The 13,401-nt window shown below is 65.7% G+C and carries 5 protein-coding genes; all 5 read left to right on the forward strand.

What is annotated here, in order from left to right; genetic code table 11:
• The first annotated feature begins 6 nt into the window (after positions 1 to 6).
• The 5 genes from OG589_RS24615 to pglW all read left to right on the forward strand — a co-directional run bounded on the left by OG589_RS24615 (position 7) and on the right by pglW (position 13,338).
• Positions 7 to 1,671: a hypothetical protein gene (locus OG589_RS24615; RefSeq protein ID WP_405139923.1), complete on the forward strand. Its 1,665-nt coding sequence runs from the start codon at positions 7 to 9 to the stop codon at positions 1,669 to 1,671.
• The gene (locus tag OG589_RS24620) at positions 1,671 to 2,438 is read left to right on the forward strand and encodes a hypothetical protein (RefSeq protein WP_405139925.1); all 768 of its coding nucleotides are present in this window, start codon (positions 1,671 to 1,673) and stop codon (positions 2,436 to 2,438) included. Before OG589_RS24615 ends, OG589_RS24620 begins: the two co-directional genes overlap by 1 nt.
• 2 nt (positions 2,439 to 2,440) lie before the next feature.
• Positions 2,441 to 4,480, forward strand: coding sequence for an Hsp70 family protein (locus tag OG589_RS24625; RefSeq protein ID WP_405139927.1), 2,040 nt, complete (start codon positions 2,441 to 2,443; stop codon positions 4,478 to 4,480).
• Positions 4,481 to 4,631: 151 nt separating this feature from the next.
• Positions 4,632 to 9,125, forward strand: coding sequence for a DEAD/DEAH box helicase (locus OG589_RS24630; RefSeq protein WP_405139928.1), 4,494 nt, complete (start codon positions 4,632 to 4,634; stop codon positions 9,123 to 9,125).
• Positions 9,126 to 9,192: 67 nt separating this feature from the next.
• Positions 9,193 to 13,338 carry a BREX system serine/threonine kinase PglW gene (pglW, locus tag OG589_RS24635; RefSeq protein ID WP_405139930.1) on the forward strand — a complete coding sequence of 1,382 codons (4,146 nt, stop codon included), beginning with the start codon at positions 9,193 to 9,195 and terminating at the stop codon, positions 13,336 to 13,338.
• Positions 13,339 to 13,401: the final 63 nt, after the last annotated feature.

A 13,401-nucleotide genomic window follows, 5' to 3' on the forward strand; every position in this document is an offset into this window, starting at 1 on the left:
CAATCATTGCTCGATACAAGATCACAGGAAGAGCTGATCGCGGCCGAGCTTGAACGTCGTGCCCGTAAACAAGCGGCACGGTCGGGAAGCAGCGCAGCCGACCCCGTGATGGAGGGGTGGGCACAGCTTGGAATCCAGGCAACGGACACCGTCATCGCCATCCGGCAATCCCTGACTTCGCTGCTTCAGGACAGTACCCAGGCAGAGCGTGACGATCACGATGTCATCAGCCGCGCCGTGACCGAGATCCCCGATCCCGCTCTACCTACGGCCCTGAAGTCGACGCTCGCCAGTCTCGATCCGATCCAGCTCATCACGCACCTGCAGCGATTGGTCGAGGTCGGCATTCCCTGGATGAGCGGACGGGGCATCCGGATGGTCGAACTCCTCGCGGCAACCCGCCCGCAGTACGGAACGGTGCGCCCGCTCGACTCCGTAGCGCTCGAGGGCGACATCCACTGGCGCCTCTACCTTGCCGTCCTCGGCCACCCAAGCCAGTTAGGGCACGAAGAGGTCCTCCCGATCATCTCCCAACTACCGCTGCCAATCGTCGACGATCTCATCGACCTGGGAGTGATCGGACTGGACGACGAGCCGTGGGGCTACCGCCAGGAGCGATATGAGTCGAACTACCTGAGAGCCCGCGTGGCGCCCGCATCCATCTCCCGCAGCGCCGCGGAGCAGCTTGATTGGAAGGAATGCGTGGCCCGCCATGCCTTCCTCAGCGGGGAAGTCGTGACCGGTGATGAGCTGCTGGAAAAGCTCAGCTCTCTTTACAACGGTGCCACGGACCAGTTGTTCGAGCTGCGCGCATCTCTGCCTCCCGCTCAGCGGGATCTGCTCAACGAGATCCTGGAAGGAGCCCGGGTCGGCTGGTGGCCGGAGCACGTCACCGCGGACAGAGGACTCTGGCGTCTTCTCACCGAGCAATGGGCCGCATCCGTTCGCGACGATGATGAACGACGCGGGTCCATGGCCTCTCGCGGATCCAGAGCGGTCAACGCTACCCACAGCGATTTCCATGCCTGGCGCGCATACTGCACCGCCTACGGCTGGATCCTGGCCGGTGAGATCGACCAGGCCAAGAAACAGGCCAGAACTCTGAAGGAGGTAAGCGACGTCTCCTCACCGCTCAAAGTCGAAATCTACAACCTGCTCGCCTACCTCGCACCGGAATCCGCCGAACATAAATACGAAAACCTGGAAACGGCTGAGAGTTTCCTTACCGCAGTTTATAGCCAACATCCAGACGTCGAGGGCAATCTAGCTCTCATTCGGGACCGCCGTCAGATATCGAGGAACAACCGTGACTCCTGGGAGAACCCATACTTCGCGCTCGGCCTGCCTCACGGTGATCCAACCTGGAATGAGCGCTGGCGCGAATTGAGCCGAGATCATCGCGATGACATCGAGAAACTCTCCGCCCTGAATGATGCTTGGAACAGGCTCCAAAATGCCGAGAGATTTGGAGCCCGTTTCTTCGCGCTCCCGCTCAACCCAGAAATCCTCGATTTTCCCGTGGGACGCTCACTAGCATTGCTCCCTCCACTACAACCGCTCCTACGTCGCACAACCACCGACCAGAACGATCTGAAGTTTCTGAAAGCCTTGGCGTCCTCTGATCTTCTCGCAGAATTCGACGACCATCTCATCCACAAGGGAATACGATAGTGATAAAAAAGTCACCAAGCATCAGAGGCTCTGAGAAAACAAAGATACAAGACAAACAACACTCAAACGGAATCTACGATTCCACTAACGACAGACCCGTCCTCGACAATGAAGAAATCCAAAGGATTCGAGATGAGATAGAGACCGAACTTGCCACTAAAGTAAAGAAGAGGGTGAGGGCCGATTTTAACGCCCAGGAGCGCGCCAGACTTGCCTCAGAAGTTCGAAGAGATATGGAGCGCGAATACAGAACAGAGATCGAAACGCTAAAATCTGAACTGAGCGCCAAGCTCTTAAACCGGGCCCATCTTCTCGCCGAATTCACCGAGGAAGCCACCAGACTCCTAGAAGAGCATGGCATTGGGGATTCCCTGTCACCTCAGCAAGTATCAACAGTAATCCGACAGGCAGTTCTACACGCCCTACATACCAGGAAAACACATCTATCACAACTAGTTGAATTCAACCGTTTCTACCGTGGCGGAATGGGACGAACAAAGATCCGCGAACACCTCGCCGAGTGGTTCACTCAAGCAGGACTGCGTCGTATCGACAAGCTAGAGGACATGAGGTATTTCACCGTGGAGGAGGACAGCAGCGACAACGATTCCCTGCATATTGTTCAACCCGCCTATGTCGATGCGCTTACCGATCAAGTCATTCAGCCAGGCCGAGTGCGATTTGTTGCAAACAATTCAAGCGAGAAAGGCCGCAACAAACCGAGAGGCTCCGATTCACAAGAGCGCCTCGCGTCCAACCAGGAGTAGGCATGGCTACCGGCATTGATTTCGGGACGACCAACTCCGTTGTCGCCCAATGGAACGGGATGGACGTAGAGGTACTGACCCTAGACGCCGATCACCTGGACTCGGACTGGTTCTATCCTTCCTTCGAAAATCTCTTTCCCTCCATTGCAGGCCAAAGCGCTCTACGCTCAGGACTGCTCTATGGCTGGGAGGCGAAGCTTCGCTCTGAAAATGTCATCGAGGCATGCAAGCGAATGCTCAAAAGCGAAGGAGGTGTACAGGTAGGAAGCCGCCGCTTTCCCGCCACAAGCGTCGCTGCAGGAGTTTTCAGTTCCATGCGGGAGCGCGCGAGAAACCAACTGACCGAGATCGACAGCGCAGTAATCACCGTACCCGCCAATGCGAAGGGAGGAGCACGCTACCGCACACGGGCCGCCGCCACTACGGCTGGAATTCAGGTACGAGCCCTCCTCAACGAGCCGACTTCGGCCGCTCTCGCATACACGCATCATATCCAGCAAAATGGCACTATCATGGTTTTTGACTGGGGCGGCGGAACCATCGACGTGACCGTTCTAGAACACGTTGACGGCTTCTTTCACGAAAAGGCATCGCGAGGTTTCACTGAACTCGGCGGCCTCGAGATAGACGCTAGACTCCGCGATCTCATCATTCGCAAGAATGGCAAGAAGCCAGAATTAAGCGCTGCTGAAGCACGGCGCTTCGCACTCGCTGTAGAGCGCACCAAAATTCGACTGTCCTCGGAAGATTCCGTATTTCTCGACGTTCCAAACGGGAAGCACATTCAGGTAACTCGTGACGAGTTCGAGGACGTCATCGGCGACCTGGTCGAGCGTTCCCTTCAGCCGGTCCGGATGTGTCTCAACGATCTCGGGATCGATCCGATCGATGTGGACGACATCCTCATGATCGGCGGAACGAGCCAAATGCCATGCGTCCGGCGGGCAGTCGAACGATTGATGGACGACGAGACCGTGAATCCGAGGCTGTGTGAGCCGATGACCGCGGTCGCCCGAGGGGCCGCGTTGGCTGCCGCGATTTTCGACCGCGAGATCGACGGCGTGCTGAAAGTCGCCTCCATGTACGCACTCGGCACCAGCACGGTTGACCCGCGAACCGAGAAGAAGGTCTTCAGCACGATCATCCCTGAGCGCTCCCCCCTCCCGGTCATCCGCGAGAAGAGCTACACACCGATGGACGACTTCCGTCCTCATCTGTCCATCCCCGTTTGGGAGGCCGATCCTGCCAAGCCGCTGGACGACGAGGAGAACTTCCAGCTCACGACTCTGCGCCTGAAGTATCCACAGCCTCTCCCGCGAAAGGACGCCGAGTTCCTGCTCAAGTACACCTACACGGATGACGGCCTGCTCAAGGTCAAGGCCACTCTCGCCAAGACGGGCGAGGTGGTTCTAGACCAAGAGGTGGAGGAGTTCACCCATGGCGGTTCCCTCTCACCGGAGGAGATCAAGACGCAGCTGCGCGAGCTCAGCCTCACGCCGCCACTGCGGATGTCCCCTGCCGTTACGCCGGCATCTTTCCCACAGCTCAGGGCCGTCCCGACGACGGCGACTGTGGAAGCAGAGACGCCGGGTCGGAGATTCGTGGTCGACGGATCCAATATCGCCTGGCTCGGTGGCGACGCGAGGCTAGGCGATGTTCCGAGTCTTGCCCGGCTTCTCGAAGCCGTCGACGCACTGAAGGCTCAGTTTCCCGGCTCGGCGGTCAGCGTATTCGTGGACGCGGCGATGGCTCATCGCCTCACCGTCCTGGAACGTGATGCCCTCTATGAAGCCATCCGGCAAGGTTCGATCACTCAGACCCCCGCAGGCACTCATGGCAAGGCCGACCGTCTGGTCACGATGCTGGCCGACAAGACGGATGCCACCGTGGTGACCAACGACAGTTACAAGGAACTCCAGGCGGAGTTTCCCTGGCTTCTCGATAACGGCCGGGTCCTCGGCGCGACATACTCCTCAGGCGTATGGCTCTTCTTCCCCAGGACACCCATCCGTTTCCGGCAGACCGACGTGAACGGTCTCTGACCCCATTTTCTTCCCCCCGGAGTCAATCGTGGACCCGCTCAAGACGAGTGCTCTGATCACCGACACTTACCGGCGATACCTGCGATCGATCCTGCCTGTACGGGATCCAAAGATCGCTGAGGCGTTGGCGGCGGAGATCACGAATAGCCCGATGCTGACGAAAGGTCCGCTGCTGGAGGCGACACCGCCCTACAAGACGGGGGCCACGCTCCGGCAGCTGATCGCGGAGAAGGTGCTGGGCGAGGAGTTCGCCGCGCTCGGCGGACGGGCTCTGCCGCTGGACCGCCCCCTCTACCTGCACCAGGAGCGTGCGCTGCGCAAGGCCACAACCGGGCGGAACCTCGTCGTGGCCACCGGCACCGGCTCGGGTAAGACGGAGAGCTTCCTGCTCCCGATCCTCAACGCCCTGGTGCAGGAACACGCGAACGGGCAACTCGGTCCAGGCGTGCGGGCGCTACTGCTCTATCCCATGAACGCGCTGGCCAACGACCAACTGAAGCGGCTCAGACAGCTCCTCGCGTCCGTGCCGCACATCACCTTCGGCCGCTACACCGGCGACACCCCTGAGCAAGCACACAAGGGCGCCGCCCAGTTCGATGAGCTCAACCCCGGGCAGCCGCGCCTGCCGAACGAGTTGCTCAGCCGGGAGGAGATGCGCGAGAACCCCCCGCATATCCTGCTGACGAACTACGCGATGCTGGAGTACCTGCTGCTCCGTCCTGCCGACATGGATCTGTTCGAGGGGATCCACGGCGGTCACTGGAGGTTCATCGCGCTCGACGAGGCCCACGTCTATGACGGTGCGAAGGCCGAGGAACTCGGCATGCTGCTGCGCCGCCTGCATGATCGGGTGGCGCCCGAACAGCGGCTGCAGTGCATCGCCACCAGTGCCACCGTGGGCGACCAGCCGCCGGCAGTCATGGATTTCGCGACGAAGCTGTTCAACGTCGACTTCGAGTGGGTCGACGGCGACGAGAGCCGCAAGGACCTTGTCAGCGCGACGCGGGTGTCCATGCCGGAGGGCCCGTTCTGGGGACCGCTCTCCGCGGCGGACTACCGGGAGTTGGCGGAGAGCGAGGACCCAGGCAGTGAACTGCTACGGCGGACGAACGGTGACCATCCCGCCGCCGGTACGGCTCTCGCCCATGAGCACAACATGGCCACGCTGCGGGGCACGCTCTCCGGAGGGCCGAAATCGTTTGACAAGCTCGCACAGTTGATCTTCGGTGGCCAGGACGATCCCGAGGGCGCGCTCTCCGCCCTGGTCCAGGTCGGCAGCCGGGTCCACGACACATCGGGCACCTCCGTGCTCTCCGCCCGCTACCACCTGTTCGCCCGCGCCACCGAGGGCGCCTTCACCTGCCTGACGAGCACCGGACCACACGTCTCACTCGGCAGGCACGAGGTCTGTACCTCATGCGACGGCGCCATGTTCGAGCTCGCCGGCTGCAAGCGGTGCGGTGCCGTGCACCTCATCGGCTCGGTGGAGCTGTCCGCGGGCGGTGCGGTCTTCACGCCCCGGATCAAGCACAAGGACTCCAGGACCTGGCTCCTGATCGGTGACGCTCCCGAGGTCGCAGACGAGGACGACGTGACGCTGGAGTCCGGGCCGGGGACCGACGCGCAGGACGGCCACCTGTGCCCCCGGTGTGGAGCGTTGCATGCCCTTCTCCCCATGACCTGCGGACGCGACGGCTGCCAGGAGACGCAACTGCGGCCGGTCAGGCGCCTGAACACCAAGGCCAGCTCCCCCACAGCCTGCCTGGCCTGCGGCGCCAGGGGCTCCGGGCAGATCAGGCAGTTCGAGAGCGGAAACGACGCGGCGGCGGCCGTGCTGGCCACCGCGCTCTACCAGGAGCTGCCTCCCGCGCCAGACGTGGACACGGCCGACCAGCCGGGTGAAGGCCGGAAGCTCCTGACCTTCAGCGACAGCCGCCAGCAGGCGGCCTTCTTCGCCCCCTATCTGGAGAACAGCTACACCAACCTGCAGCGGCGCCGTCTGATCCTCGACGGTCTCACCCGGGCGACCAAGAGCGACGACCGAGTCCCGGTCGTGGACCTGCTCCACCACGCGACCCGGGCCGCCACCGACGCGGGCGTCTTCAAACGCCGGGACAGCGCGCAGACGAAGCTGCGCGAGGTCTCCCTCTGGCTGATGCACGAGTTGGTCGCGATGGACGAGCGCCAGTCGTTGGAGGGCCTCGGCCTGATGCGGGTGGAGCTGGACCGCAACCCAAAGTGGAAGCTGCCGCCGGCGCTCCTCGGCCTGGGGCTCTCCGAGGAGGAGTGCTGGACGCTGCTGGCCGAGCTGACCCGTTCGCTGCGGAACCAGGGCGCGATCACCATGCTGGAGGACGTCGACCCTCGCAACGAGGCGTTCGACCCCCGCCGCGGCCCCATCTACGTTCGCAAGGACGGAGCCGAGCCCAAGCTCAAGATCCTCAGCTGGGTGCCGACACGAGGAGTCAACCGGCGGCTCGACTATCTCAAGCGGGTCCTTCACGCGATCGGCTCGCCGGTTGATCCCAAGGAGGTGCTGGGGAAACTCTGGGATCTGCTCACCGGAATGAAGGACGGCTGGCTGCCGAAGGACCAGGTGCACAGGATCGGCGTGGTGCATCAGGTCAGTCATGCCCATCTGATGCTCTCGCCCGCCACGGAGATCTACCGGTGCGACCTGTGCCGGCGCATCACCACCGTGACCGTGCGCGGGGTGTGCCCCACACTCGGCTGTGGAGGCACGCTGGTCGAGACGACGACCGACTCCGACCACTACCGGACGCTCTACCAGACCATGTCGCCGATCCCGCTGGTCGCCCAGGAGCACACCGCCCAGTGGACCGGCAACGAGGCTGCCGGCATCCAGCAGAGGTTCCTGCGCGGCGAGGTCAACGTGCTGTCCTGCTCGACCACGTTCGAGCTGGGCGTGGACGTGGGCGAACTGCAGACGGTGATGCTGCGCAACATGCCGCCGACTACGGCCAACTACATCCAGCGGGCCGGACGGGCCGGACGGCGGGCCGACTCCGCCGCTCTCGTGCTGACCTACGCCCAGCGGCGGTCCCATGACCTGTCCCGCTACCAGGAGCCCGAGACCATGATCGCGGGCCAGGTGCGCGCCCCATACGTGCCGCTCGGCAACGAACGGATCGACCGCAGGCACGCGCACTCCGTCGCGATCGCGGCGTTCTTCCGCCACGCCTTGGCGACCAGTGGGGAGATCTGGCGCACTGCGGGCGAGTTCTTCCTCGCAGAGGACGGCAAGGACGCGCCCTCCACCATGGTGGCGAACTTCCTCACTCCCGTGCCCCAGCAGATCACCGCATCCCTCCGCCGGATCCTGCCGCCGTCGGTGCAGGCCGAGATCGGCGTGGAGTCGGAATCGTGGATGATCGAGCTGTGCGAGCTCCTGGAGAAGGTGCGGCTGGAGCTCGCCCAGGACATCGAGACCTTCGAGCAGCGCATCAAGGAGTGCGCGGACAGCAAGAAGTTCGACCAGGCGGCTCGCTACCAGCGGACCATCAACACGCTGACCAAACGCAACCTGATCGGTTTCCTGGCCAACCGCAACGTGCTGCCCAAGTACGGCTTCCCGGTGGACACCGTCGAGCTGCGCACCGCCCACTGCGACAGCTCGGTCGGAGCACGGCTGGAGCTGGACCGTGACCTGTCCAGCGCGATCTACGAGTACGCGCCCGGCTCCGAGGTGGTCGCCGGCGGCGTGCTGTGGCGTTCGGCGGGTCTCTACCGCCTGCCGGGCCGGGAACTGATCAGCAACCTCTACTACGTGTGCAAGCACTGCCAGCACTTCCGGCAGGGCAGCGAGAAGCTCGATCCGGTCTGCCCGGCCTGCGGCACGGCCGCCGACACGCAGCCCCGCGAGTACTACGTGCCGGAGTTCGGTTTCGTCGCCGACTACAAGACGGCGAAGCCCGGCATGAGTCCGCCGAAGACCTCGTGGAACGGGGCCACCCATGTGGTGTCGCTCGCGGCCGAACCCGTCGAACAGACCTGGCGGGCAACGAATGGGCTGGCCGTGCAGTGCCGTTCCGGCTCGCGCGGCAAGATGATCGCCCTGGCCGAGGGCGCGACCGGCGGCGGTTTCCTGATCTGCGACTGGTGCGGGTGGGCCACGCTGAACCTGGGCAGAGGCAGGGCTGCCGCCACCCACACTCACCCCATGCGGCAGTCCGAGTGCAAGGGCACGCTGCGCTGGCGTTCTCTCGCCCACAGCTACGAGACCGACATCATGCAGTTGCGTCTGGACTCGCTGGCGCTGTCCAGTCCGCAGTGGATCTCCACGCTCTACGCCCTGCTCGAAGGAGCCGCGGACGGTCTTGAGATCAGCAGGAACGACATCGACGGCGCCGTGCACCCCGGCCACGATGGCCAGACCAGTCTGGTGATCTACGACTCGGTGCCCGGCGGGGCCGGATCGGTGATGCGGATCGCCACGTCGCTGGACCGCGTCGTCGAGACCGCGCTGAAGCGGATGTCCAGCTGCGACTGCGGCGAGGAGACCTCCTGCTACGGATGCCTGCGCAACCGCCGCAACGAGCGGAGCCACGACGCGCTCAGTCGAGGCGAAGCGGTCAAGATCCTCCAGCTCCTGACCGGCGACGGCCCACTCAAGTCCGAGGGGTAGGCGATCTACAACCCAAGATTGGAAATGTCTAGACTTGCGAGCTATTAACGACCAGAGGGGGGATCGGGTGGAGCCCGGAAGTAACCGCTGGGTCGAGGTCACTCCCTCGGAGTACACCCATGAGCGGAGCGGTCTGGCGGCGATCCGCGAACTGCTCAGCGAGACCGATCCCTACAGGGCGTGGAGCAACTTCACCTTCACCACCAAGAACAACCGCCAGTACGAGGTGGACCTCCTGGTCATCGGGCGCGGCGGCATCTACCTGCTGGAGCTGAAGCATTGGTCCGGCCGGATCACCGGCGACCAGCAGACCTGGTTCCACAACGGGCGTCCAGAGGACAACCCCATCCGCCTCGCCAACTCCAAGGCCCAGCACTTCAAGCAGCTCCTGGTCGACGCGGGCGGCCGTCAGCTGCCATTCGTCCACGCCGCGGTGGTCCTGCACAACCCCGACACCGAGGTGCGACTCGACAGCCGTGGCCGGGCCGGCGTCTACCGGATCGACGGGCAGGGGCCCGCCGGGCTCGAGGAGGTCGTCAAGGACGCGCTGGAGGCCGCGCCGCGCAGCTCCCGTGACCTGATCGACGGCAGGCGATCAGCGGAGCTGGCCCGGCTCATCGCCAGGGCCGGCGTCCGCAAGAGCGTCAAGCATCGCCGGGTTGGCAACCTGCTGGTCTCGGAGGACCCGATCGCGGAAGGTCCTGGCTGGCAGGACCACCTCGCTAAGCATCCCTCGCTCGGTGAGGCCCGCCGGGTCCGCTTCTACCTGGTGAACAAGGCGGCCTCCGAGGAGGAGCGGGGGGCGATCCTGCGGGCCGCCAAGCGGGAGTACTCCGTCCTGGAGAACGCCGCCTATCCGGGCATCGCGCGGGCCATCGAGCTGTACGAACATGAGCGGGGTCCGGCGGTCGTCTTCACCCACGACCCGACCGAGGTCCGCCTCGACCACTTCCTCCGCCAGAAGGCGGACTCCCTCAGCGTGGACCAGCGTGTGGAACTGGTCCGCACTCTCACCGGGACGCTCCGGTACGCGCACGCGCGCCGACTGGTCCACCGCAGGCTCAGCCCGCTCTCGGTCTACGTCCGGACGCTCAGCGACGGCAAGTACGGCGCCCGCGTCCGTGACTGGCACACCGCCGGCCTGATGGCGCCCGGGCAGACCGGCCAAGTGGCGGGAACCCGCACCCTGGAGGCGCTGACCGATCGGGGCGCGCACGGTTACCTCGCCCCGGAGACCCTGCACAACACGGACGCCGACGCCGTCCTGGCCGACGTGTTCGGACTGGGCGCGCTGACCTTCCTCATCCTGACCGGCAAGGCCCCCGCGGAGTCGAACGAGGACCTGCTGCTGCGGATCGCTCGGGAGAACGGCCTCGATCTCACCCCTGAACTGCCCGGCGCCTCGCAGACGATGATCGATCTGGTCCGCGAGGCGACCACGGGTGACGTGGATCTGCGCACCGAGTCGGTGGACCGGTTCGCGCAGGCCCTGGAAGAACTGATCGCCGAGATCGGCGGTCAGCCGCGGGTCGACCCGCTCACCGCCGGGCAGGGCGCCGTCCTCGGCACGAAGGAAGAACCCGGCCGGTTCGAGGTCCTGCAGCGGCTCGGCCAGGGGTCCACCGCCGTCGCCCTGCTCGTCAAGGATCCCAAGCTCGGCGAGGCCGTCCTGAAGGTGGCGCTGGACGAGGAAGGCGCCAGGCAGCGACTGCTCGACGAGGCCTCGGTGCTGCCCCGTGCCCGTGAACCTCGGATCGCCCGCAGTCTCGCCGGTCCGCTGCAGGTGAGTGGACGTACGGCGCTGCTGCTGGAGGACGCCGGCCGGGAAAGCCTGGCCACGATGATCCGGCGGGAGGGTCGCCTCTCACTGGACTTCCTGCTCCGCTGGGGCACCGACCTGCTTGAGATCCTGCATTCGCTGGACCTCGCCGGAGTCACCCATCGCGACATCAAGCCCGACAACCTGGCGTTCCGTGCCCTCGGCAGGAACGACGAGGTCCACCTCACGCTGTTCGACTTCTCTCTCGCCAAGGCGCCGGTGGAGCAGACCTCGGTCGGCACCCCGCCCTACCTCGACCCGTTCTTCCATCCCGTGCACCGCCCCCAGTACGACCAAGCGGCCGAGCGGTACGCCGCCGCGGTCACGATGTACGAGATGGCCACCGGCCAGACCCCCCTCTACGGCACGGGGAACAGCCACCCCGCGACGGTGGACAGCGACGTCACGATCGACGAGGACGTATTCGAGCCGGGTCCAGCCCGCGACGGCCTGCTCTCGTTCTTCCGCATGGCGCTCGCCCGCGAGGTCAAGGCCCGGCATGACTCCCTGGAGAGCATGCGGACCGCCTGGCAGCGGATCTCCGCGGCCGTTCCGGCACCCGTCCCGGTCACCGGCGGCGGCAGCGTCAACCCGGTCACCGGCGACGAACTCGACAAGCTGGCGGCAGGGGCCACGCTGGAGACGGCGGTCGCCGCCGCCGGGCTCACACCGCGGGCCGTTGACGCTCTGCACCGGATCGAGGTGCGGACTGTCGCGGACCTGCTCGCCCGCAACGCGTTCGAGCTCTCCCGGCTCTCCGGTATCGCCGACCCCACCAAGAAGGAGATTCGGCGTCGAGCCAAACAGTGGCGCGGCCGGCTTCAGCAGGGCGCCATGCAGCCTGTCGTCACGGACGGCGACTCCCGGCGCGGCATCGACGCGGTGCTGGAGTCGCTGCTGCCCAAGGCCCCCAAGAAGGGGACTGCACAGGCGGACTCCACCGAGCTCCGGATCCTCCGGCTCTACCTGGGTCTCGACGCGCTGGACGTCGTCTGGCCGTCCAATTCCGACCTGGGTAAGGCCGCCGGAGTCAGCGGAGGTCGGGTCGGCCAGGTCGTGCCCGAGGCACGCAAGGGCTGGCCGCGGAAGCTCGCCCAGGTGCGAAACGAGCTGGTCGCCCTGGCCGAGGAGATGGGAGGGGTGAGCTCCGCGGCGGCTCTGGCCGACGCGCTGCTCGTCTCGCGAGGCTCGGCCGCAGCCGGTGAAGACCGGCGCCGCCGGACCCTCGGTCTGGTCAGGGCAGCCGTCGAGGTCGAGTCCGAACGGGGCGGCGCCGCCCGGCTCCTGCACCGCCGCGCCCCGGGCGGCGCGGTCATCGCGCTGGAGAAGCCCACCGATCCGGAAGCCGTCCCGGGCACCGACCTGCTCGACTACGCGACCCGGCTGGCCCGGGCCGCCGACCGGCTCGCCGCGGCGGACCCGCTCCTGTCGCCGTCGCAGGTCGAGGCCGCCCTGCGTTCCGTGCGACTCGCACCCGGCATGACGGAGCTGCCCCCGGAACGGCTCGCGACGCTGGCCGCGTCGGTGTCCGAACGGGCTGCCGCCAACGGTCTCGGCGAGATCTATCCGCGGCGCATGGAGCCGCGCCGGGCCCTGGAACTGCTGGCCTCGTCGTTCGGCGCGCTACGGCATGGCCTGGATGCGAACCAGCTCAGGGCTCGCGTCCTCGCCCGCTACCCGGAGATCGGGCCACTTCCGACGAGTCTCGGCGAGCTGGACGCCCTGATCAAGCTGGCGAAGGTGCCGCTGGTCCGCACCGGGACCGCCTACCAGCCGCGAGGCGCCGAGAGCACCCTCATCCCGCCGACGAGCTACCAGTCGGGCACCCGAGGCTCCGCCGCCACGCGGGACCGCGCCGCGTCGGACTTCGAACGCCGGATGACGGTCTCGCTGACCGATCGCGGATTCGTCACGCTCAACGTGGGGCATGTCTGGTATCCGCAGGCGATCGAGGCGCTCCAGCGCCGGTTCGGCATCGAGACGGTGGACGTCACCGCTGAGTTGCTCGCCGCCATGCGCGCCACCGCGCGGACCCATGGCGTCGACTGGGCGCTGGTGCTCCGCTCGGATCGCCCGGACGCCTCCCCGCAGGACGCGGCCAACCTGCGCCAGCTCGTCGCGCTGGCCGCCGAAAGTCTGGAGGAGCGGCTCCGGACCACCGAGGAGCCCCTGCTGATCGTGGAGGCGGCGCCGCTGGCACGATACGACCGGCTGACCGTGCTGGAAGAACTGGCCGACCAGACCTCGGCTCGCCCCGCGGCCCGGTGGCTGCTGCTTCCCGCCAACCAGAGCGGCCGGCCGCACCTCGACGGGCACCCGGCTCCGGGTGCCATCGGCGCGGTCCAGCTCTCCACCACCTGGATCAGGGCCCACCAGCATGCCGCCGCGTCCTGAGCCCCAGGCTCAGTCGCTGGCGTTCTTCGCGCTGAGCACGGCGGGGTGACATCCAGACCCACG

Source organism: Sphaerisporangium sp. NBC_01403 (genome assembly GCF_045040145.1).
Taxonomy (GTDB): Bacteria; Actinomycetota; Actinomycetes; order Streptosporangiales; family Streptosporangiaceae; genus Sphaerisporangium; species Sphaerisporangium viridialbum.